Here is a 22,717-nt window from a genome sequence, read left to right on the forward strand (position 1 = left end):
TCATCTAAAATCTATGGAAATTAAGAAGCATACCCTTGTTTTTAATGAGAATTAATTTTCATTTTCATCAAAATTCACCATCCAGTGAATTCCAAATTTATCCACAAACATTCCAAAATAAGCCCCCCAAAACGTTTTATTCATTGGCATAAAAGGATTCCCTGCCGCAGACAGTCCGTCAAACAATTTATCCGCTTCTTCTTTACTTTCAGCATTGATAGAAAGAGAAACATTTCCTCCAAAAACAACGGCGCCACTTGCTGAATTACTGTCACTACCCATTAATTCTGTTCCTTTACCCATTGGCAATCTAATGTGCATGATTTTATTGGCGTCTTCTTCAGAAAGTGCTGGGTTACCATCGCCAGCTGGCATGTCTTTAAATTTTCCGACATAAGGAAATTCACCCCCAAATACTGATTGGTAAAATAAAAATGCTTCTTCGCAATTGCCATTAAAAATTAAATAAGGATTGATTGTTGCCATAATTCTATTTTTTTAAATTATTAAATTATCTACTTTTGAAGTTTTCCAAAATCCATATATAAAACATTCCAACGATGTCCATCTAAATCTGCGAAACCAAAGCCATACATCCATCCTTCATTTTCAGCAGGTTTAGAAAAAACACCACCACCAGCATCAGTTACTTTTTTTGCCAATTCATTTACTTCTTTCTTACTTTCTGCATCTAACGAAATTAATATTTCCGAACTAGATTTAGTATCGGTAATTTTATTTTGTGAAAATTGACCAAAAACAGATTCCTCAAAAAGCATGACCACAAAATTTTTATCTCCTACTATCATACAAACCGAATGCGCTGTTTCATTTTTATCATTAAAAGAAAAGCCTATTTTCTCAAAGAATACTTTTGATTTCTTAACATCCTTAACAGGTAAATTAAGCCAGATTTGTTTTGTCATTTTACTACCTTTTAAATTGTTTTCAGTATCCGTGTTCAATTGAAGTTTACTATTATTAATAAAAAACGAATATTAAAATTACAACTTATTTAAAATCAAATCCTTTTTTAATGAAAATATTAACAAAAAAAAGCCTTAATTCCATAAGAACTAAGGCCATTTATAACTTTTATAATAATAATAATATTAATATTACTCCATCATATCAATATGTCTATCATGATACCCCAAAAGGTACAAAACGCCATCAAGACCCAAACTAGAGATTGAAGTAGAAGCACTTTCTTTTACTGTAGGTTTAGCATGAAAAGCAATTCCTAAACCTGCCAAGTTTAACATTGGCAAATCATTGGCTCCATCACCTACTGCAATGGTTTGGTTGATGTGTATTCCTTCTTTATCGGCAATGGCTTGTAGGTATTCGGCTTTTTTAGCTCCATCAACAATTTCCCCTATATATTTTCCTGTTAGTTTTCCATCAATAATCTCTAATTCATTGGCATGAACGTAATCGATCCCCAATTCCTTTTGCAAATATTTACCAAAATAGGTAAATCCACCAGATAATATAGCCGTTTTGTATCCATAATACTTCAGGGCTTTCATCAAGCGATGTGCTCCTTGCGTTATTGGTAAATTAACAGCTACTTTTTGTAAAACCTCTTCACTTAAACCTTCAAGCAAAGCCATACGTTTCTTGAAGCTTTCGCTAAAATCAATTTCGCCGTTCATCGCTGATTCAGTGATGGCTCTCACCTGCTCCCCTACTCCTGCAAGATCCGCTAATTCGTCAATTACTTCCGTTTGAATTAAAGTAGAATCCATATCGAAACAAACCAATCGTCTGTTTCTTCGGTACATATTGTCTTCTTGAAAAGAAATATCGACATCTAAAGTTCTGGAAATTTCCATAAAACTAGCTGTCATCAACGTTTTATCTACAATATTACCTGTTACGGATAATTGTACACAAGAACGAGGAAATTCCTCCTTTTCTACAACAGAAGTTCTACCCGTTAATCTTTTGATAGCATCAATATTTAAATTTTGATCCGACATGATTTTAGTAACCGCCGCTAATTGAACAGCTGTCAATGTTTCTCCCAAAATATTGATGATGTAACGTTGCTTGCGTTGCGCTTTTACCCAAATTTCATAATCTGGGATTGTGATTGGAATAAACTTCACTTTGATTCCCAGCTCATAGGCTTTAAACAATAAATCCTTTAAAACAGGTGCTGAAGAAGAACCCGATTGTATTTCGAATAAAATTCCTAGAGAAAGTGTATCATGAATATCAGCTTGACCAATATCTAAAACAATAGCATCATAAGTTGCTAATATAGAAGTTAAACCAGCTGTTACACCAGGCTTATCCTGACCAGAAACTTTTAATAAAATAATCTCTTTATCTTCTGTTATCATTTTGTTTAATATTGATTTACGCGAACAAAAATCGGCAATCTATTGTAGATATAAAAGAATAATGTTTGTTTTTTTTTACAATAACAAATAGTGTAAAGTACCCATAAAAAAACCTGTTCAAATCAATGAACAGGTTTATATTTTTGAGAAAAACGCAATCTTTAAGAAGCAATTTCCAAACGTTTCAATAAATTTCTATTCAACGTTTCTTTAGCATAATCAACATCAATTTCTAATATTTTGTCATCAGAACTTGGTAGTTCATACATCGCATCCGTCAATATCGCTTCACATAGAGAACGCAATCCACGAGCCCCTAATTTGTATTCTAATGCTTTATCAACAATAAAGTCCAATGCTTCATCAGTAATGCTGAAATCTACTTCATCCATCAAAAATAATTTTTGATATTGTTTGATTAAAGCATTCTTAGGCTGAGTTAAAATCGCTCTTAATGTTTCTCTGTCTAATGGATCCATGTGCGTTAACACTGGCAAACGACCAATAATCTCAGGAATTAATCCAAAATCTTTGATGTCTTTTGGAATAATGTATTGCAACAAATTGTCTTTATCAATGTTATCCACATTTTTAGAAGTAGAATAACCAACCGCTTGACGGTTCAATCGTTTCGAAATAATTCTTTCGATTCCATCAAAAGCACCACCAGCAATAAACAAAATATTTTGTGTATTTACCTCAACAAATTTTTGGTCTGGGTGTTTACGTCCTCCTTTTGGTGGTACATTAACTACCGTTCCTTCTAGTAATTTCAATAAGGCTTGTTGTACTCCTTCACCTGAAACATCACGTGTAATAGATGGATTATCACTCTTACGAGCAATTTTGTCTATTTCGTCAATAAATACAATTCCGCGTTCTGCTTTAGCTACATCATAATCCGCAGCTTGTAGTAAACGAGTCAAAATACTTTCGACATCTTCACCCACATAACCAGCTTCAGTAAGTACCGTAGCATCTACAATAGCCAAAGGAACGTCTAACATTTTAGCAATGGTTTTAGCTACTAATGTTTTTCCAGTTCCAGTTTGTCCTACCATGATGATATTACTTTTTTCAATCTCTACTTCATCATCTAATTGCTGTTGCATTAAACGTTTGTAGTGATTGTAAACTGCCACCGACATTACTTTTTTAGTTTGGTCTTGCCCAATAACGTATTGGTCTAAGAACGCTCTAATCTCTTTTGGTTTCTTTAAAATAAGATCCCCTACTAATTTAGAACTGCCCGATGATTTTATTTCTTCCAGTACAATTCCATGCGCTTGTTCGATACATTTATCACAGATATGCGCATCTATTCCAGCTATTAATAGTTGGGTTTCCGGTTTTTTCCTTCCACAAAATGAGCATTCTAATTTTTCTTTTGCCATCTTTTTTTGTTTAAAGTTTAAACGTTTAAAGTTTAAAGTTACCACAGCAACCTTAAACCTTAAACCTTAAACTTGTAACTATTTTTTTTAACTCCTTCTTAAAACTTCATCAATCATTCCGTATTCTTTTGCCTCATCAGCAATCATCCAGTAGTCACGTTCGCTATCGTTGTGTACTTTTTCGAATGTTTGTCCTGAATGGTGCGAAATGATTTTATACAATTCGTCTTTTAGTTTCAACATTTCACGTAAGTTGATTTCCATATCAGTTGCTACACCTTGTGCTCCTCCTGATGGTTGGTGAATCATTACTCTTGAATGTGGCAATGCCGAACGCTTTCCTGCTGCTCCTGCACATAATAAAACCGCTCCCATAGAAGCTGCCATTCCTGTACAAATAGTCGCTACATCTGGCTTGATGTATTGCATCGTGTCATAGATTCCTAAACCAGCATAAACACTTCCTCCTGGAGAGTTTAAGTAAATTTGGATATCTTTAGAAGCATCAGCGCTTTCTAAGAATAATAATTGTGCTTGAACGATATTTGCAATTTGGTCATCAATTCCTGTACCTAGAAAAATAATTCTGTCCATCATCAATCTTGAGAAAACGTCTAATTGAGAGATGTTCAACTGGCGCTCCTCGATGATGTATGGAGTCATATTTGTAGGATTCATTGCTGCTACGATTTTATCGTAATACATTGCATTTACTCCTTGATGCTTTGTAGCAAATTTTTTAAATTCTTTACCGTAGTTCATTTTTATAAGTTTAAAAGTTTGAAAGTCTAAAGTCTGAAAGTTACATAATCCGTAAGTCAAAGTTCATACCCTAAATACAAATAATGTCAATTTGTCTCCTTTTCTAGCCCAGATCGCAGTGTAAAGCTTTTTGAAAACTGTTTTTTAGTTTTTTCATTCTTGTAAAGCGACTGAAAGAAGCTCTTACAAGAAGAATAAAAACTGAAACAGTTGAAAAAACTTGAAACGAAGAGCTGGATTAGCTTCTGAAATTGATTCAAATAAAAGAGCGTCAAAGAAAAAAATTCATTTGACGCTCAAATATAACTATTTTTTATTATTTAGTCTTTGTAATAAAATCATAATTTTTGACATTTGACTTTATGACTTTTGACTTTAAGGACTAAAATTTATTCTCCGTAAGACGCAGCGATAAATTCGTCGTAAGTAACTTCTTTAGTAGTTGGTTGTGCTTTTTCTTTGAACAATTCCAACAATTTTTCAGCAACCACTTGGTCAGAAAGTCTTTTTACTTCGTCTTGGTTAGACAAAACTCTTGCAACAATTCCTTGAACTTCTTCGTCCGTAGGATTTGTTTGTCCGAATTGTGCCATTTGCTGACGGATGTTTTTTGTAGTAAATGTTTTCAAATCTTCAAAAGTGATTTTGATGTCTGATTGAGCCATTGCTCTACCTTCGATCAATTGAAAACGCAATCCTTTTTCAGAACGTGCATATTCAACTTCAGCTTCCTCAGGAGATAATTTTTTCTCTCCAACAGTTTGCAACCATTTTTTCAAGAATTCTGAAGGCAAATCAAATTTTGTGTTTTCGATTAAGAACTCAGTAACATCTCCTAATAATTTTTGGTCCGCTTGAGTTGCAAATTGCGCCTCAGCATCTTCTTTGATTTTTGCTTTCAACTCATCTAATGAAGCTACAGTTCCAGCACCAAACAATTTGTCAAACAATTCTTGATTCAATTCAGCTAGTTCCGCTGCGTTGATTGCTTCAATAGTGAAGTTTACATCAGCATCTAAACCGTGAACATCATCATGACTTACTTTCATTACGTCCATCAATTGGTGGTCGTCTTCAAATAAACCTTTAGTATTTACAGTAACCACGTCACCTACTTTTTTACCAATGAATAAATCAAAAGTCGCTTTGTCTTTAAAAAGATCAGCAGCAATAGTAGTTGCGTTATTAATTCCTTTTTCTTCGTTAGAGAATGTTCCAGTAACATCCGAGTCAGCTGCAACAACCTCTTGAGGAATTGCAGTACCAAATTGTTTTTGGATACGAGCTACTTGACCATCGATTAATTTATCGTCAGCAGTAACTACATATTTCACGATATCGTTTTTAGCCTCTAAATCCAATTCGAAGTTAGGAACCAAACCAATTTCATATTCAAAAACCAATTCTTCAGCAGCCCAATCAAAGTTTTCGTTTACTTTAGGAAGTGGAGTCCCAAGAAGGTTTAATCTTTCTGATTGTACAAAACGCTCTAAAGCCAAGTCAACCACTTTTTTAACTTCTTCTTCTTTTATCGCTTTACCGTATTGTTTTTCAACAAGATCTTTAGGCACAGCTCCTTTTCTAAATCCTTTAACTGTTGCCAAAGGCATTTTTTCGTTTATTCTTTTTGCTACTTGACCTTTGTAATCCATGTGAACCACTGTCATTACAATCGTTTCGTTTACAGCGTCTATTGCTACTCTTTTGATATCCATCTTCTTCTTTAATTTACATGATAAAATTCGCCTGCAAAATTATAAAATTTTTCCAAGCCAACCAAGCTTTTTTACCGCCGATACTGAAGCGCCAATACAGAATGAAATTTCTATGCGTTTTACACTGCAATAACAAAGATTTTCCTAAGCATTTGGGCGTGACCCTTCCTAAAAAGTGCGGGTCAGGCTGTTCGTTCCCGCTTTTATTGTTTTACCCTGCGGGATAAAACAATAAAGAGCTCCACTGCCATCCTTCACGCAGTTCCTAGTCAAAAGTTAGAAAGTCGAAAGTCTTAAAGTCAACCCCAAGTTTCAAATCAACACGATTCGAAAGAAAACAATTACATTCCATAAATAGAAAGCGGAAAAAGTTGTATATATTTGATGATATATACAAGTTAGGCGACAGTTAACCCAAAAACCGTAAAGAAAACAAGAAATCAAATTATGCAATATAATAAACAATTATTCTTAAATTATATAGTTCTATTACTTCTGACAAATAATGTATTTGCTCAAACTAAACAAATTAACCAAATTGACTCTTTAATGAAGTGGTCAAATCAAATTGGAATTTTTAATGGAAATGTACTTGTTTCAAAAAATAATAAAATTATATACAACGCTTCATTTGGATTTACTGATGCAACTAAAACGAAAAAATTAACGACTGAGTACAGATTTAATATTGGATCAATTACAAAAGAATTTAGTGCGGTTGCTTTAATGCAATTACAAGAACAAGGTAAACTAAAACTCAGCGATAAGGTTTCGCAATTTATTCCCGAATTAAAAAAATGGGCAAATGAAGTTGCGATTGAAGATTTATTACAGTACAAAAGTGGAATACCTAATGTAAATTGGAAAAGTATTAAAAATGACAAAGACCTTTTTGATGGTTTAATGCTCATTGACACGCTTGATTTTAAACCAGGTACAAATTACGATTATAACAATAATAATATTTTTTTAAGACAGTTTATTGTAGAACGATTAACTAAAATGCCTTTTAAAACTTATGCGGAAAAATTCATATTCAAGCCTTGTGAAATGGATTTGGCTGAATTGACTCCGTTAGTCGGCGAAAAAAATATAGCTAAAGGATTTAATAATAATTTAGTGCCTGACAAAACAGATTTACCAATAACAGGAGGAACTTACCTCACAACTATTGATTTATTAAAATGGTCAAATTGTCTTCATAACAATAAAGTAATTAATAAAAAGTCCATTTATGAAATAGGTCAACAATTTGATTTGGAAGAAACTCAATCAGCTTTGGGACAAGCAAAATATAAAAACGAAAACTTGATTGAGCATTTACACCATGGAAGAGCTGGAAATTACGAAACAATTTTAGTTTCAGATATTAATAAAAAGTTTACAATAATTCTGTTAGACAATAACTATAACGGAAAAGTTTTTGAAATTTCAGATGCGATTATGGCCATATTGAAAAACCAAAAATATAAACTTCCGAACAAAATAATTGAAAAATAACCGATCGCCTAACCGCCATTTAGCGAGATTGTGGTTTTAGTGGAATTATCGTTTTTAATAACGTTTACGTTCAGCAGAAAGTACTCGTTTTCAAAAGTCCACAACCTCGCTAAGTGGCATAACGTTGTGCGTCATTTTAAACAAAAGAAAGTGCAGAAAAACATTCATGTAGAATTTGAAAATCCACTGGGTATTTTTAACCTTGACGATTTTAGTTATTTATATGAAGATATAGAATTAAAAAGAATCGCAGAAAATGCCTCTTTATATTTTATTCTTCAACGACCTTGTTTAATCTTCAGAAATTTAATTTATACTTCAAAGCTTATAAAAGGAGAAATTGTTCAACCATATACTGAGAATTATATTGAATTTGAATTGCCATTATATCAAAAAGACGTAATTGAATTTGATAAAATAATGAATATTGAATTTCATCTTTGTTACAATAAAAGCCTAAAGGATGAAAATAATCTCAATAATTTCATTGATGTAATAATCGTAAAAATTCCCGAAGAAAAAAATTTTACAAAATTATTGACACCTGATACAATTTTACAAAAGTATAGTAACAAAACATGGCAAGTAAATCTAAATGGAGAAATTAATAAATTTTTAGAATTCGATATTAAATATATTGGTCATTCAGTAAAACAATTTATAGGTAGGCGGATTAAAAGCCATAGTAATATTCAAAGAATTTTAACAACAACTCAACCATTCCAAAAAGGAATGCAAATTTCAAAAGAACTTTGTATCTGTTTGCTAGAAATTAGTGACATACATGAAGTAAAAACAATAAGTCCAAGTGATTATTTAGAAAATAAAAATCTATTCAAATTACCCAATAACGAATCAATTTATTATGATGCTGAAAAGGCATATATAAATTTTTTCTCAAAATCAAACAAAGTCAAATTAGAAAATAAAGATGTTTATAATTCTTATCCAGAAGGAAAAAATGGATTATTTGATGAAAAATATGAAAATATAATTTACAGTATAAAAGATGATATAATATTTAAATACGGAAATCAACAATTGAACAATCAAAACGTAATCCACGTTGATCGAAAATTAAAAAAAGTTGAAAAAAAATAAAAAAACGAACGCACATAGATGCTTTGAGCTAGCTGGAATTTAGTGGGATTACCGTTTCGCATCAAGTTTTCGTTAAGCCGAAAACTGAGCGGTTACGATTTTCCAGCCATCTCAAAGCAGGCAAAACGTTGTGCGATAGCTAAAAAAAAAATGAGAACATCTGAACAAATCATTGCTAAATTAAAAGAATTGAAAGAAGATAATTCTATTTCAAGTTATACACATATTAAAAACATTTTAAAAAATCAAATAATTCCAATCATATATTCAGAATTCCAACCTTTTAGATTGATTAGATATAGAAAACATTATAACGATGAGGATTTTTTTGAAAGTTCGGAAGAACTAACATACAGAAAAGATATATTAAACATAAATAATTTTGGTAGATTAAATGAACCTGGGCAAGGATATTTTTATTGCAATGATAATGAAAATCAAACTACTGGAATAGCCGAAATTGTTTCTGTATTCCGTGGTAATGATGAAAGTAATGATGAAATATTAACTATTGGAACTTGGAATGTTAATCAGAAATTAAAACTTGCTGTGATTTTACCAAAAAATGAGAATTTTGGAATCAACAGTGAATTTGACAAATTGAAAGAAGATTATAATAAATTAGATGATAGTGAACATTTTGAAGATGTAAAAATCTTAAATGAATTTATAGCAAATGAATTCACACTTGATTTAGAAAAACATAAATCAAATTACAAAATAACTTGTGCATATTCAAATTACATAAAAGAACAATTTCCAGAAATAGATGGAATTATTTATGCAAGTGTCAAATCTGAATTTAGTGGAACAAATATTGTACTTTGGCAAGATGTAGTTGATAATAAAATTGAGTTTTTTGCTGCAAGAAAATCAATTTTCAAAAGAGTTGCTGACAAAAGTTTTGTAGAAGTAGAAACATTTGACAGCAAAAGTTATGATAGTAAAAACGATAAAATTATATGGTAAATAGCAATCGCACAACAGCTGTTCCTATGTAAAGCATCATTAAGTTATCAACAACTTTTAAGAGGGTTATATGTCGGTTATTTTTCGAGTATAAAATTCCGCCCTTGCTGGCGCGAGCGTCTCGCTCGTGAACACAAAGTAAAAAAAGAGCAACAGGAAATTTAGTTAATTAATGATCATCTACTTTTAAAATAATTAGAAATTGATTTTGATTGCGGGCACGAGCGAGACGCTCGCGCGAGCAAAGGGAAAATAGGGCTTAATTTAATCCCAAACCCGCTGTAGCAGCATAACTTTAGTCGCGAGTTTACCTAAAAATCGCAGAAAACAAAAATTAATAAAAAAGAATATGATTGCATTGTACATAAATTGGGATTTTGACTCCGAAATAATAAACATTTATGGTTTTCCATTAAAATATTACGGACTTTTATTTGCTTGTGGATTACTTTTATCTATGTACATTCTGAAAGGAATTTTTAGAAGAGAAAACTTAAAAGATAGTGCACACGAAGCATTGTTTATTTACGGAATAGTTGGGATTTTTGTTGGAGCAAGATTAGGGCATTGTTTATTTTATGATTTTGAGTATTATTCTAAAAATCTATTAGAAATTATTTTACCAATTAAGAAAACTCTAAATGGAGAATACAAATTTATCGGTTTTGCAGGTTTAGCTAGTCACGGAGGAACAGTTGGGTTAATTATTTCACTTTATTTATATTCAAAAAAATATGAAATGAAATATCTTAAAACACTTGACTTAATAGCAATCGTCGCTCCACTTGGAGCAACATTTATAAGACTTGCGAATTTAATGAACTCTGAAATGATTGGCAATCCGACTTCAATGCCTTGGGCATTTATTTTTAAACGTGTTGATAATATACCAAGACATCCAGCACAACTTTATGAAGCGATTTCGTATTTTTTAATTTTCATTATAGTCTTCACTATTTATAAAACTAAAAACATAAAGTTAGGAAATGGATTTTTGTTTGGTTTAACAATAACTTTAATATTCATAATGAGGATTTTAATAGAATTTATTAAAATAAATCAAGTAGATTTTGAAAAAGGAATGAGTTTAAATATGGGACAAATATTGAGTATTCCCTTTGTTTTATTGGGATTATACTTTGTGGCTTTCAATATACTTAAAAACGAACCTAAATAAAAAACCAGCCCCCGTCTGCTGGCGCGAGCATCTTGCTCGTGAACACAAAGTATAAAAAGAGCAACAGGAAATTTAGTTAATTAATGATTATCTACTTTTAAAATAATTAGCAATTGATTTTGATTGCGGACACGAGCGAGACGCTCGCGCAAAGCATGTAAGTTTAGTGTAAGATAAAAATTTAACTAGCTGCAACTTTTGTACTTTTGAATTATAATTTAAACATATACAATTGACAAAACATTTAAAATACCTTCTTTCCCTCTTTCTGGCTTTTGGCTTGATGGTGAATGATGGCGTTTTAGAATCTCGATCTAATTCGGTTGAATATTATCAATATTCCAATGCAATTGTAGGTAGTGAATGGAAAACTAGCCGTTCTAAATTATACGTTTTCAATCTAGTAAACGCTATAAAAACAGCGATTTCGATTCCTTTTAAATACCTTCGGTTTGCAACTAGTTACAGTCTTACCATTCCTGTTCTATTTAAATTAAGAACACAGGTTTATCAAAAAGTAAGTTCATTTATCGAACAACAACTCTTTATAAACGAGAAAAGTACTTCAACCAACTCTTATACCATTTTATACATAGCCTAGAAAAGTCTTTCTACGCATTTATGCTATTCCACGCATAACAATGATACCTAATGTCTCATCATTTATCATTTACACCATGTATAAAAACAAAAACCAATCTCGTTTGGAGCCATCCAAGCGCCCTATTCTTTGGGCTAAAAGAAAAATCATGCTATTCCTAACCGCATTTATGATAGGAATGTCAAACGGAATGAATGTAGGCGACAACATGACGCACAACAAACAAAATCAAACCGAACAACACCATAAAAAAGATTGATTTCATTGCTTTTAGCATTCTAATTTAAAATTCATCTTGTCATTTTCTTCATAACAATAATGCAATCATGCCATGTATAATGGCTCAATTGGATATAAAAAATGCCATGAGTACTTCATGGCATTTGTATTTTTATGAGTATCTTAAGTAACTTTAAACAACTCCTTTTTTAGACACCTCTATAATAGCACCAACATTAACACTTCCCTCCTGTTGTGCAATTAAATTTTGACCAAAAATCACATTATTACCTACTCTTTTATATTTAGACAAAGTAAATAGAGGTTCTTTTCCGGCAACGATTCCTTTTTCGGGATCTACAGTAACCATTACACATCTTCCGCACGGTTTCACACCATAAAAAGGAAAATTTCCTATGGTGAATTCACTCCAATTTTCTTCTTCGTATTCTTGTCCTCCAGTGAACACAAAATTGGGGCGGAATCGTTTCATGGGCACTGCTTCTTTCAAACGGGAATTCAGATCATCTAAAGACGACTGCCCAATAATTAAAAAAGGAAATCCATCCGAAAACGAATTGATATCATTCCCTGAAATGGCATATTTAGGCTCTACTTTTCGGTGACTTTCTTCGGGCATATACACCAATCGAACGGAGTATTTTAAAATTTCAGAAAACCAATGCGATAATTCTTTATCGACTTCATACGCATCAATTGCATCTTCCCAAAGAACTGTTTTTATATTCTCCTTCTTTTCTTCCACAGGTGAAGGATTCAGTGGTACTTTTATTTTATTAGTTGGGTTTTCTTTGTGAGTAATAATTAAAAACTCGCCCTCAATTTCAGTTTGGAAAAGGGCTAATTCAGGAGTGGTTCTTTGCGATAGAAAAACACCATCTTCATCTACCAACATCCAGCGGCGATCGTGTTCAAGTCCACGATGTGTAACATTAGATTCTTGAAGGAGAATTCCTCCTAATGATTTTACAGGATAAATCCAGATTTCAGAAAGTTGAAGCATAACTACTTTATTTTTATCAAATCTACAAAAAAGTACAGCCAACACAAACAACAAAAAAAGCCTCGAAAGGGTTAGTTTTCGAGGCTTACTTTTTGTTTCTAGGAAGGAAATTGAATTAATTTACACATTCAAAAAGTAAATTCCATTTTCAAAAAATACTGAAATCCTTATATGTAAAATATTGTAGCCCGTAGCGGAATCGAACCGCTCTTACATGGATGAAAACCATGCGTCCTAACCGATAGACGAACGGGCCTTGCTTTTCTATTTCGGGTGCAAAAATAGCACTATTTTTGAGATGTACCAAGCCAAATTCCAAAACGGGCTAGTGAAAACTCCTTTTTTTTTATTTACAAATTATAATTAATTCAGAATTAGCACTTACCGTAAAAAAGAATTACAAAGTTTTTTTTAAAATGTAAATTCTTACTTTTAAAATAAAGACACAACTTCATTAGCCCACTCTATTTTAAAACAGCGGCTACGTGTCGAAATTTAAAATCGACAATTGCCTTTTCGTTATATAAAAAATGCCCCCAAATAGTATCTTACTATTTGAGGGCATTTATGTAAACAGACTAATCTGTTATATTTGTATTTAAAACTGATTAGTTGAATTGAGCAGCCATATATTCAATTAAACTGTCGTCACTCATCTTAATAGAAGTACTTTCTTTAGCCTCCACATTTTTATACTGTGGCGTCTCATTCAAATAATTAATAAATTGTTCTTGTGAAATTCCAGTTCCAGTCACATGCAGTTCATCAACATTTTGCATATGTGCAGTGATGTTCTTGAATAATTTATGCAGCATATCTCTTTCTGCATTGTTTGATGCGTTTTCGCTTGTATGTACAAATTGATCTTCAACATTTTCGTGACCTAAAACAACGAACTTACCTGAATCTACATTTTCTCTCCCTACAATAGTTGCCTGATGTGAATCCATCCAAACTCCAAATTGTTTTTTATTTTTTCCTGACATAATTATATATTTATTATATTAATACTTGTGTTAAATTGTAAAAATTGTGCGCTAAACAGATGCACTACTTTTCTTATTTTGCAATAGTAGCCTCATGAATCAAACCATCACTAATTCAATGAGTAGCTATTTATAAGTAAAATTTAGGGGCATTATTCCAAATTATTTAAACTTCTTTGAAAGTGGTTCCTACTGCTAAAACAATGAAACCAAAAAGCAATAGCGTGTAATTGTGTTCTGTTAAAAACGGAACAGCTGCAAAATGCCCGATTATTCCAAGGATACCAAAAATCAATCCTATAATCCATGTAATTTTCTTTGGTGCTGAAGGGTTTTTCATATAAATAATTTTAAATAATGGTCCGAAATCAATGTGTTCCAGTTAAACAAAAATAACCCTATCCCTTTTCAGAAGTGTCATACAATTCGTTATAATGATTATATAATTCACATGTTTTGTGAATGTACTACACACAACAACCTTATTTTAAGCTTATTAAAAAGCCAGCTTAGATAGTAAGCTGGCTTTTTTAAGTAATGAATACTAGTTGTCGGTATTTAGCAATACAATATCCGCCTATACTTTTTTTAAAAATTACTTCTCAATAGATTTAATAATTCACATTCACTCCAAAACCTACACCCATATCACTATCGTAATGGGTCGTTATTCCAATATTTTTACCTACAATATATTTTAATCCCGCCATGTATTCTTTATCGGTATTTACCATAAGCGCCATTCGTAATCTTTTAGAAACTGGAATGTCTTCTCGCATTAATTGCAAACGAACATTACCATCATGAAAAACCTCAGCTTGTGCAATAACTAAAAGTGGCAAGGTATAATTAACCCCTAAACTGACTACCGAACGATTGTCTTTAGTATTCTTTTGACCAAAAACATTTTTTTCTACTTCGTTCATTCCAAACTTTCTATAACGCCAGTCAAAACCTATGAACGGCATTAACCATTGATTTTTCCCGATGTATCTACCAATATGTGTTTCGGTTTCATAACCGTGTTCGTCCATGTACCCCAAACGCCATTCAGTACCAAAACTCCATCTTGCATTTTGCGCCATCGCTTTACCATCATTTCCATTGGTAGCAAAATCATTTTCAGCCATAAGATGAAGTCCGTTGCTTTCAGATTGTAATTTTTTATAAGCCCAATCTTTATTGGGTAAAAGTGGGTTTGGTGCCGAATTTTCATAACTAAAAACCCGGTTCATTCCTGCCATCATATGATATAAAATATGACAATGAAAAAACCAATCTCCATCCGCATTCGCATTAAACTCAATCGTATCTGTTTCCATTGGCATAATATCCAGTACGTTTTTCAATGGCGCATACGCTCCTTGTCCATTCAATACTCTAAAATCATGACCATGTAAATGCATTGGATGACGCATCATGGAATTATTATGCATTACTATTCGAATGTTTTCTCCTTTTTTGATTAGAATTTTATCTGATTCCGATAGCACTTTATTATCCATACTCCACAAATACCGATTCATGTTTCCTGTTAATTCAAAATGCAGTTCTCGTACAGGAGCATCTTTAGGAAGCGTAGTAACAGTAGGTGATTTTAACATCCCATAATTCAAGGTTACAATTTCATCAGAACCCATGGTATGTTTTGAATGATCCATTTTGGAATCATTCCCATCCATTCCTTCTGATTTCATATCCATTTTGGAATGATCCATCTTTGAGTGATCCATTTTTGAATCCTTCATATCCATTTTGTCCGACTTCATGTCCATTTTCATTGCTGAACTACCCGTGATTTCTGGGTACATCACCGTATTCATGTCCATTTTTTGAAGACTCATGTCCATACCCATATCGTCCATAGTTCCATCCATATTCATCATACCATTCATCATCTTCATTCCTTCAAAATAATTCAATTTTGGTAATGGAGATATTAATTGTTTGATACCGTTGCCTATATACAATGAAGCTGATTTGGTTCTGTCTTCGGGTGTTGCTAAAAATTCATACGCTGTATTATCCGCAGGAATGGTAACTACAACATCATAGGTTTCCGAAACTCCAATGATTAAGCGATCCACTTCAACAGGTGCTACATCATTCCCATCATTGGCAACGACCGTGATTTTCCCTCCGGCATAAGTCAACCAAAAATAAGAGGAAGCCCCTGCATTTGAAATTTGCAAACGTACTTTGTCTCCCGCTTTAGATTTACTTAAAACGTTAGCCATAGCTTCATTAGATCCATTAATCAAGAATTTATCGTAATACACATCACTTACATCCATGGCCAACATCCGTTTCCATTCGTTATTGAATTTGGTTTTAAAATGTCCGCTTCGAATGGCTTCGGCATAACTTTGAGTCGTTCCTTTTTTAATGGCAAACCAGTCTGAAGCATTATGTAGCAATCGATGTACATTTTTAGGGTTGTAATCCGTCCATTCGCTCAAAACAACAGGAAGCGTAGGCAAATCATCAATTCCTTTTCTGAAAGTAGGATCGCTTGTTTTTTTCTTCAAAATTAAAGCCCCATACATACCTATTTGCTCTTGTAAACCACTATGGCTATGATACCAATGGGTTCCATTTTGTACAATTGGAAATGTATATTTATGAGTAGTGTGAGGCGCTATCGGCATTTGAGTAAGAAATGGCACTCCGTCCTCTTTATTAGGTAAATACAAACCGTGCCAATGCAAGGAAGTTCCTTCTTCAAGTTCATTATGCACATAAATTTCAGCAATATCACCCTCTGTAAAAGTTAGGGTTGGCATCGGAATTTGTCCGTTGACCGCTATCGCTTTTTTATCTTTTCCTGAAAAATTGACAATAGTATCTCTTACGTACAAATCGTAACGCACCACTTTTTGAGCGTTTGAAATAAATGCAATTAGTACTACTAATACCGTTAATTTAAATTTCATTTTTTTACTTTCTTTATAATAAATTATTTCCTTTTTCTATACCTGTGAGCTACCGCTAATAATACTAGAGCAAAAATCAATATGGACACCCACCAAAAAACATGCATTCCCATAAACATATAGGATCCCATGTGCATTCCTTCATTACCATGATCATTCATAACTTTTTAGGTTTAGGTTTATACTTTATTAATAATTTAATTTTTATTCTATTACAATTTCAAACTACGCAATCGCAATGCATTTGCAATTACCGAAACAGAACTAAAACTCATCGCCAAAGCGGCAATCATAGGAGATAATAAAATCCCGAAAAACGGATATAAAACTCCAGCGGCTATTGGTATTCCCAATGCATTGTAAAAGAAGGCAAAGAATAAGTTTTGATTGATATTTTTCATCACTGCATGGCTCAATTTTTTGGCTTTCACGATACCTTGTAAATCTCCTTTTACCAAAGTAATTTTGGCACTTTCAATCGCCACATCCGTTCCTGTTCCCATCGCAATCCCAATATCAGATTGTGCCAATGCAGGAGCATCATTAATTCCATCACCAGCCATCGCTACAATTTTACCTTCGGCTTGCAAGCGCTTAATTTCTTTGAGTTTATCCTCAGGTAAACAACCTGCAATAAAGGAAGTCAATTGCAATTCATTGGCCACAGCCTTAGCCGTATTCTCGTTATCACCTGTAAGCATAATCACCTCAACTCCTTGACGCATCAATTCTTTTATGGCCGCAACACTTGTCGCTTTTATGGCATCTGTGATGGTCACATAACCCAAAACAACTTGGTCTACTGAAATATAAGAGACTGTTTTACCTAGTTTTTGTTCGGCAATTATTTTGTTTTCAATATCTTCCGACACTGAAGCACTTACTAGTTCCATTAGTTTTTTATTTCCTAATGCTACTTTTTTATTTGAAACCGTTCCTATTACTCCTTTTCCGGAAACAGCTTCAAAATCTTTAACTTCGATTAACGAAACTGCTTTCGCTTTCGCAAAATTGACTACGGCTTGCGCCAAAGGGTGTTCACTGTATTGATTAAGTGAAGCTATATTTTGCAACAAATCATCCTCTTGATTATCAGATGGAAAAACTTTTTCTACTGATGGTTTTCCCTCGGTAATGGTTCCCGTTTTATCCGTAATTAAAACATTCACCTTATTCATATTTTCCAGTGCTTCGGCATTTTTTATCAAAACTCCGGATTGCGCTCCTTTACCCACTCCCACCATTACTGACATAGGAGTTGCTAATCCTAATGCACATGGACATGCGATAATCAAAACTGCAACAGCATTAATAAAACCGTAGATTAATGCGTTTTGTTCTGGTCCAAACTTTGCCCAAATAAAGAACGTAACCACCGAAACGGCGACAACGATAGGCACAAAATACTTCGAAATTCTATCGGCTAATTTTTGAATGGGTGCTCTAGATCGACTGGCATTATTGACCATTTGTACAATTTGCGAAAGCAAGGTTTCTGAACCAATTTTCTCAGCAACCATCACAAATGATTTGTTCCCATTTATGGTTCCAGCCACAACCCCATCATCGACTTTTTTATCAACAGGAATAGGCTCTCCTGAAATCATCGACTCGTCAATGGTGCTTTCGCCATCTGTGATTTTACCATCAACTGGAATTTTATCTCCGGGTTTTACACGCAATAAATCTCCTTTTTTAATATCATGTATCGATATTACTTTATCTCCTCCTTCAGCTACCAAAGTAGCTTCTGTAGGCGCTAATTTTAATAATTCTTTTATCGCACCACTCGTTTGACTGTGCGCTCTAGCTTCTAATAATTGTCCTAATAAAACTAATGTTAGGATTACTGTTGTCGCTTCAAAATACAAATGAACGGCTCCATTTTCATTTTTAAATTCTGCTGGAAAAACATCTGGAAAAAAAAGAGCAAAAATACTAAACAAGAAAGCGACTCCAGAACCAATTCCAATTAGGGTAAACATATTGAGATTCCATGTAACGACTGATTTCCAAGCGCGAATAAAAAACATCCAAGTCGCATAAAAAACAACTGGTATAGACAAAACTAGCTGCACCCAATTCCAGCTTTTCATATCCATGATTTGCATCAAAGGATTATTGGATATCATGTCTGACATGGCTATTATGAAAATGGGCACGGTAAAAAGAAGTGCAATTTTCATTTTTTGCACCAAGTCATTGTAGGTTTTATTTTCCTCACTAGCTGTGGGTTCCATTGGAACCAAATCCATACCACAAATCGGGCAAGAACCTGGTCCGTCCTGCACGATTTGTGGATGCATCGGACAAGTATATTGTGTTTTGACAGCAGTTAAATCTGGCGCTTTTACTAAATCCATCCCACATACAGGGCAGTCTCCCGCTTTATCATATACTTTATCGCCTTCACAATGCATGGGGCAATAATATTTACCTGGTGTATTGGGAATCACATTGCCTTCCTTTTTATGATGTTGATGCGCGTCATTACTACAACACGCTTTAGCTTTAGTCTCTTCAACTGTTTTATCCATCGCCATTTTAGGATGGCTCATTTCTATAGTGTACTTCCCAACTCCTGACAATGCTTCTTGCAAAACGGGTGTTGGAATGTGTTTTTCCATTGTAATAACAGCTTCTTGTGGATCAAGAGAAACCACCGCTTCAACTCCTTCCACTCCATTGAGTGTTTTCTCCACTTTGGTTCGGCAACCATCGCAAGACATTCCAGTAATTGTGTATGTATGTTTCATTTTTATCGCTATTTAAAATTATAGTACAAATATCCGAATGAAACCCATTTTTATTATTACACAATTGTGGAAGTGATTTGTATAATTTACAAAGAGTCTATTTGTTTTCGGGTATTCTCTTTCATTTTTTTAAAATAGGTAGGTGTAAATCCAGTCACTTTTTTAAATTGGTTGCTCAAATGGGCTACATTACTATAATTGAGTGCTATGGCAATTTCACTTAAAGTAAGTTCATCATAAACCAACAATTCCTTCGCCTTTTCGATTTTCTGGGCAATAAAATAATGTTCAATTGTTGTGCCTTCATTATCCGAAAACAACTTACTCAAAGCACTATAATCCTGATTTAAACATTCAGATAAATAAGTCGATAAATTGACTTTCAACTGATCTTTTTTATAATGTACTAGTTCAACGATCAAGTTTTTAATTTGTTCAATTGTCTGGCTTATTTTATCTTCCAGTAATTCAAAACCTAGTTTTTCCAGGTTAGTACTGAGTTCCTGAATTTCAATATCCGTTAATTCTCGAGACAAATTCACTTCACCTAATTTAATGGAACTTACAGGAAGCTTCATTCTTTCTAACTCCAATTTTACAGCCATTTCGCAACGGCCACAAACCATATTTTTAATAGTAAGCTTCATTTATAAAGTGTTTGTTAGAACATGCTATCAAAGTTCAACCTTTTTGAATTAAAACGAGGCTTTTTTGACAGAATATTAATATTTAAAATATTGAAATACAAGTAATTAATTTAATTTACATTTTCATTCCTGCCATAGGATCATTTCCTTTTCGAAATTTATATTCGCTATTGATAGCATACGCTCCAGTAATTACTACTTTTTTATTAGGATCTATTTCCGATTTGATTTCAATCATCCCATTTGATTCCACACCTGTTTCAACCATTACATTTTCAAAAACACCATGGCTTTTTTCGACCCAAATAAAAGTGGCATTTTCATCCCTGATTACGGCATCAATAGGAATAAACATTCCTTTTAAATTGGATTGTATTAATTGTGCATTGGCCTGCATTCCTGGTTTTAAAAGCATATTAGGATTGGGTACTTCCATTCTAATTAACAGCAATCTAGAATCCGGATTAATTTCTGGATTGATAAAAGAAATGGCTGCTTTTATAGTCTTTGTGGGATAATCCATAAAAGAAATTGTAGCTGTTTGACCCAATCGCAAACTTTTGGCATAATTTACATTGACTTGCGTTTCTAACCAAAGACTACTTAAATCGGCCAATTTAATAATAGCCGCCCCTTCCATCACATAACTACCTTCGGTCGCAACAATTTCAGAAATGGTACCACTATAGGTACTATAAAAAGTAGTATATGGCGAAACTTCATTCGTCTTTTTAATGGATTCAATCTGCGCATTGGAAAGTCCATAAAATACTAGTTTTTGTCTGGCTGCATCCAGCATATTCTTTGCATTTTTACCAAAATCTCCTGGCATAGCCAGTTGCCTGTAAGCGGTTACATAATCTTGTTTGGCTATGGCAATAGGTTCACTATAAAGTTGGTAAACCGCCTGGTTTTTTTGAATATAATCCCCTTCAGTTTTAAAATATAATTTTTCGATTCGGCCCATTGCTCTAGCCGAAATACTTTTTATTTTCTCTTGATTTATCGTCAAAACGCCAGTGTAACCTGCTTGCAAACTGCTTTGTGACTCTGAAATAATGGCAGTAGTAATATTGCCTAACTTCATTTGCTGGTCACTTAATGAAATTTCATTTGAAGCTCCATTGTCTTTTTGTATTGGAGTCAAATCCATATGACATATGGGGCATTTTCCAGGTTTGTCTTCTTTTATTTGAGGATCCATCGAACACGTATAATAAATACTTTCTTTGTATTGATGCTTCTCGTGTTCCTCTTTATTTTTAGTATTGCAGGCCACAACCAAGGTGAATGCCAGCAATAGAAAACCGATTTTTTTGAGCTGTTTCATTATTATTTTGTTTTTATAAAGCTTCCGCTATCTATCAAATATTGGGCATTATCAGCAAGAATATCCGAAACTGAAATACCATCTACTATTTGTACAAAGCCATTTATTTCGATACCCGTTTTTATTTCGGCAGTTTGAAAACCATTTCCCTTTTTGATAAAAACTATTTTTTTGTTACCTAAACTAACCAAAGATTGTTTTTGAAGCCAAATCCCTTCTACTGCATTCGTTGCTACTTTCCCTTGCAATCTCAAACCAATAGGGAATTGCAGTTTTTCATTATTGAGATACACGCGAATGCGATTGGTCTTATCTGTTGGATCAAGTTGTGTTTCAATAAAATTTACTTTTGCATTGACAATCGCATCTGCGTCCAATTCTGATGAAATTTGAATCGACTGATTGACTTTTATTAGACTATTATAGCCTTGGATAACATTAAAAACACCCCAAACTTTATTCGTGTTTACTAATTTAAAAACCACAGTGTTTTTTGTAATATAATCCCCTTCCTTCAAATTTAAAGCCGTCGTTGTTGCCGTTGTATTTTGCATAGTGCCAATACTAGTAGAAACCATACCATCCGTTCCATCCACAATTCCAGTCACTGGACTGTAAATTGAGATTACTGGATTTATTCTTTTGGCTGTAGCCAAAGCATTAATCTGATTGGTACTCATCCCATAAAGCGCTAATTTTTGCTTTAATGCTTTTAGTATGGCTGTATTCTCAGAATCATTTGAAACTAAATAAATAAAATTTTGCTGTTCCGTTACTAATTCTGGACTGTACAAATCGAATAGTTTTTGCCCTTTTGTAACTTTTTGAAATTTATAATGAACATACATTTTTTCAATTCTTCCATTAATTCGTGCGGCTATATTCACAGCTGAATTGGGATCATACGCCACCAGTCCAGGTAAATTTATGGAGCTATTGAGAACAGTATCTTTGGCGGTAGTTGTTTTAAAATCTCCCACCACAAAACCATCTGTCGGTTTTAATAAATGTTCAATTGAATGACTTTCAACAGGCTGACTTTCAGAGACTTTTTTTACTAAATTCATTCCGCAAATAGGGCAATTACCCGGTTCATTTCGTATAATTTCGGGATGCATCGAGCAAGTATAAATTTCTTCCTTCTGCTTATGCGTCGCTGAATTATTGGCTTTTTCGACAAAATAATATACGGCAAAACCCACCATTACAACGGCAATAGTCCATAAACTATATTTTAAATATTTGTTCATAA

Annotated in this window: 21 protein-coding genes and 1 tRNA gene; 6 read left to right on the forward strand and 16 right to left on the reverse strand. The window is 33.3% G+C overall.

Annotated elements, in window-relative coordinates:
- Positions 1-51: 51 nt before the first annotated feature.
- The 6 genes from AB3G34_RS11910 to AB3G34_RS11935 form a co-directional block, all read right to left on the reverse strand.
- Positions 52-486: a VOC family protein gene (locus tag AB3G34_RS11910; RefSeq protein ID WP_369752560.1), complete on the reverse strand. Its 435-nt coding sequence runs from the start codon at positions 484-486 to the stop codon at positions 52-54.
- A 29-nt stretch (positions 487-515) separates the two neighbouring features.
- A complete protein-coding gene (locus tag AB3G34_RS11915) occupies positions 516-926 on the reverse strand; it encodes a VOC family protein (RefSeq protein WP_369752561.1) in 411 nt (136 codons plus the stop codon).
- A 192-nt stretch (positions 927-1,118) separates the two neighbouring features.
- A complete protein-coding gene (gene serB, locus AB3G34_RS11920) occupies positions 1,119-2,351 on the reverse strand; it encodes a phosphoserine phosphatase SerB (RefSeq protein WP_367772062.1) in 1,233 nt (410 codons plus the stop codon).
- 161 nt (positions 2,352-2,512) lie between these two features.
- Positions 2,513-3,745, reverse strand: coding sequence for an ATP-dependent Clp protease ATP-binding subunit ClpX (clpX, locus tag AB3G34_RS11925; protein ID WP_369752562.1), 1,233 nt, complete (start codon positions 3,743-3,745; stop codon positions 2,513-2,515).
- A gap of 87 nt (positions 3,746-3,832) precedes the next feature.
- Positions 3,833-4,507: an ATP-dependent Clp endopeptidase proteolytic subunit ClpP gene (gene clpP / locus AB3G34_RS11930; RefSeq protein WP_367755229.1), complete on the reverse strand. Its 675-nt coding sequence runs from the start codon at positions 4,505-4,507 to the stop codon at positions 3,833-3,835.
- Between the two features lie 389 nt (positions 4,508-4,896).
- Positions 4,897-6,222, reverse strand: coding sequence for a trigger factor (locus tag AB3G34_RS11935; RefSeq protein ID WP_369752563.1), 1,326 nt, complete (start codon positions 6,220-6,222; stop codon positions 4,897-4,899).
- Positions 6,223-6,669: 447 nt separating this feature from the next.
- Here AB3G34_RS11935 and AB3G34_RS11940 point away from each other — a divergent pair, with 447 nt between their 5' ends.
- From AB3G34_RS11940 to AB3G34_RS11965, 6 genes are all read left to right on the forward strand, one after another.
- Positions 6,670-7,722: a serine hydrolase domain-containing protein gene (locus tag AB3G34_RS11940; RefSeq protein ID WP_369752564.1), complete on the forward strand. Its 1,053-nt coding sequence runs from the start codon at positions 6,670-6,672 to the stop codon at positions 7,720-7,722.
- A gap of 150 nt (positions 7,723-7,872) precedes the next feature.
- Entirely contained in the window at positions 7,873-8,823 is a 951-nt protein-coding gene (locus AB3G34_RS11945) for a hypothetical protein (RefSeq protein WP_369752565.1), read from the forward strand.
- 150 nt (positions 8,824-8,973) lie between these two features.
- Positions 8,974-9,792 (forward strand): hypothetical protein, encoded by an 819-nt coding sequence (locus AB3G34_RS11950; RefSeq protein WP_369752566.1) that lies wholly within the window; start codon positions 8,974-8,976, stop codon positions 9,790-9,792.
- 349 nt (positions 9,793-10,141) lie between these two features.
- On the forward strand, positions 10,142-10,969 hold the full coding sequence (gene lgt / locus AB3G34_RS11955) for a prolipoprotein diacylglyceryl transferase (RefSeq protein WP_369752567.1): 828 nt from the start codon (positions 10,142-10,144) through the stop codon (positions 10,967-10,969).
- A 232-nt stretch (positions 10,970-11,201) separates the two neighbouring features.
- Positions 11,202-11,570: a hypothetical protein gene (locus tag AB3G34_RS11960; RefSeq protein ID WP_369752568.1), complete on the forward strand. Its 369-nt coding sequence runs from the start codon at positions 11,202-11,204 to the stop codon at positions 11,568-11,570.
- Between the two features lie 40 nt (positions 11,571-11,610).
- Positions 11,611-11,829, forward strand: coding sequence for a hypothetical protein (locus AB3G34_RS11965; RefSeq protein WP_367772076.1), 219 nt, complete (start codon positions 11,611-11,613; stop codon positions 11,827-11,829).
- A gap of 153 nt (positions 11,830-11,982) precedes the next feature.
- Here the strand turns inward: AB3G34_RS11965 and AB3G34_RS11970 are convergent, their stop codons facing one another.
- The 10 genes from AB3G34_RS11970 to AB3G34_RS12015 all read right to left on the reverse strand — a co-directional run bounded on the left by AB3G34_RS11970 (position 11,983) and on the right by AB3G34_RS12015 (position 22,715).
- Positions 11,983-12,813 carry an MOSC domain-containing protein gene (locus AB3G34_RS11970; RefSeq protein WP_369752569.1) on the reverse strand — a complete coding sequence of 277 codons (831 nt, stop codon included), beginning with the start codon at positions 12,811-12,813 and terminating at the stop codon, positions 11,983-11,985.
- 184 nt (positions 12,814-12,997) lie between these two features.
- Positions 12,998-13,069, reverse strand: a tRNA-Glu gene (locus tag AB3G34_RS11975).
- Between the two features lie 352 nt (positions 13,070-13,421).
- Entirely contained in the window at positions 13,422-13,799 is a 378-nt protein-coding gene (locus AB3G34_RS11980; protein ID WP_367755255.1) for a hypothetical protein, read from the reverse strand.
- A gap of 166 nt (positions 13,800-13,965) precedes the next feature.
- Positions 13,966-14,139, reverse strand: a complete 174-nt coding sequence (locus AB3G34_RS11985) for a hypothetical protein (protein WP_369752570.1) — start codon at positions 14,137-14,139, stop codon at positions 13,966-13,968.
- A gap of 271 nt (positions 14,140-14,410) precedes the next feature.
- Positions 14,411-16,732: a multicopper oxidase domain-containing protein gene (locus AB3G34_RS11990; protein WP_369752571.1), complete on the reverse strand. Its 2,322-nt coding sequence runs from the start codon at positions 16,730-16,732 to the stop codon at positions 14,411-14,413.
- A 23-nt stretch (positions 16,733-16,755) separates the two neighbouring features.
- On the reverse strand, positions 16,756-16,893 hold the full coding sequence (locus AB3G34_RS11995; RefSeq protein ID WP_367772082.1) for a hypothetical protein: 138 nt from the start codon (positions 16,891-16,893) through the stop codon (positions 16,756-16,758).
- Positions 16,894-16,944: 51 nt separating this feature from the next.
- Positions 16,945-19,488 carry a heavy metal translocating P-type ATPase gene (locus AB3G34_RS12000; protein WP_369752572.1) on the reverse strand — a complete coding sequence of 848 codons (2,544 nt, stop codon included), beginning with the start codon at positions 19,486-19,488 and terminating at the stop codon, positions 16,945-16,947.
- Between the two features lie 86 nt (positions 19,489-19,574).
- Positions 19,575-20,135 carry a helix-turn-helix domain-containing protein gene (locus AB3G34_RS12005; protein ID WP_367772085.1) on the reverse strand — a complete coding sequence of 187 codons (561 nt, stop codon included), beginning with the start codon at positions 20,133-20,135 and terminating at the stop codon, positions 19,575-19,577.
- 115 nt (positions 20,136-20,250) lie between these two features.
- Complete coding sequence (locus AB3G34_RS12010; protein WP_369752573.1) at positions 20,251-21,465, reverse strand: efflux RND transporter periplasmic adaptor subunit; 1,215 nt, start codon at positions 21,463-21,465, stop codon at positions 20,251-20,253.
- A 2-nt stretch (positions 21,466-21,467) separates the two neighbouring features.
- Positions 21,468-22,715 carry an efflux RND transporter periplasmic adaptor subunit gene (locus AB3G34_RS12015; protein ID WP_367772089.1) on the reverse strand — a complete coding sequence of 416 codons (1,248 nt, stop codon included), beginning with the start codon at positions 22,713-22,715 and terminating at the stop codon, positions 21,468-21,470.
- Between the last annotated feature and the right edge of the window lie 2 nt (positions 22,716-22,717).

The organism is Flavobacterium sp. WC2409 (assembly GCF_041200085.1).
GTDB lineage: Bacteria > Bacteroidota > Bacteroidia > Flavobacteriales > Flavobacteriaceae > Flavobacterium.

Coding starts and splice junctions, on each gene's coding strand:
- AB3G34_RS12010 (WP_369752573.1), bottom strand. CDS start 21,465: ATGAAACAGCTCAAAAAAATCGGTTTTCTATTGCTGGCATTCACCTTG.
- AB3G34_RS11910 (WP_369752560.1), bottom strand. CDS start 486: ATGGCAACAATCAATCCTTATTTAATTTTTAATGGCAATTGCGAAGAA.
- AB3G34_RS12000 (WP_369752572.1), bottom strand. CDS start 19,488: ATGAAACATACATACACAATTACTGGAATGTCTTGCGATGGTTGCCGA.
- AB3G34_RS11915 (WP_369752561.1), bottom strand. CDS start 926: ATGACAAAACAAATCTGGCTTAATTTACCTGTTAAGGATGTTAAGAAA.
- AB3G34_RS11995 (WP_367772082.1), bottom strand. CDS start 16,893: ATGAATGATCATGGTAATGAAGGAATGCACATGGGATCCTATATGTTT.
- AB3G34_RS11940 (WP_369752564.1), top strand. CDS start 6,670: ATGCAATATAATAAACAATTATTCTTAAATTATATAGTTCTATTACTT.
- AB3G34_RS11990 (WP_369752571.1), bottom strand. CDS start 16,732: ATGAAATTTAAATTAACGGTATTAGTAGTACTAATTGCATTTATTTCA.
- lgt (WP_369752567.1), top strand. CDS start 10,142: ATGATTGCATTGTACATAAATTGGGATTTTGACTCCGAAATAATAAAC.
- AB3G34_RS12015 (WP_367772089.1), bottom strand. CDS start 22,715: ATGAACAAATATTTAAAATATAGTTTATGGACTATTGCCGTTGTAATG.
- AB3G34_RS11935 (WP_369752563.1), bottom strand. CDS start 6,222: ATGGATATCAAAAGAGTAGCAATAGACGCTGTAAACGAAACGATTGTA.
- AB3G34_RS11950 (WP_369752566.1), top strand. CDS start 8,974: ATGAGAACATCTGAACAAATCATTGCTAAATTAAAAGAATTGAAAGAA.
- AB3G34_RS11970 (WP_369752569.1), bottom strand. CDS start 12,813: ATGCTTCAACTTTCTGAAATCTGGATTTATCCTGTAAAATCATTAGGA.
- AB3G34_RS11985 (WP_369752570.1), bottom strand. CDS start 14,139: ATGAAAAACCCTTCAGCACCAAAGAAAATTACATGGATTATAGGATTG.
- AB3G34_RS11980 (WP_367755255.1), bottom strand. CDS start 13,799: ATGTCAGGAAAAAATAAAAAACAATTTGGAGTTTGGATGGATTCACAT.
- serB (WP_367772062.1), bottom strand. CDS start 2,351: ATGATAACAGAAGATAAAGAGATTATTTTATTAAAAGTTTCTGGTCAG.
- AB3G34_RS11965 (WP_367772076.1), top strand. CDS start 11,611: ATGATACCTAATGTCTCATCATTTATCATTTACACCATGTATAAAAAC.
- clpX (WP_369752562.1), bottom strand. CDS start 3,745: ATGGCAAAAGAAAAATTAGAATGCTCATTTTGTGGAAGGAAAAAACCG.
- AB3G34_RS12005 (WP_367772085.1), bottom strand. CDS start 20,135: ATGAAGCTTACTATTAAAAATATGGTTTGTGGCCGTTGCGAAATGGCT.
- clpP (WP_367755229.1), bottom strand. CDS start 4,507: ATGAACTACGGTAAAGAATTTAAAAAATTTGCTACAAAGCATCAAGGA.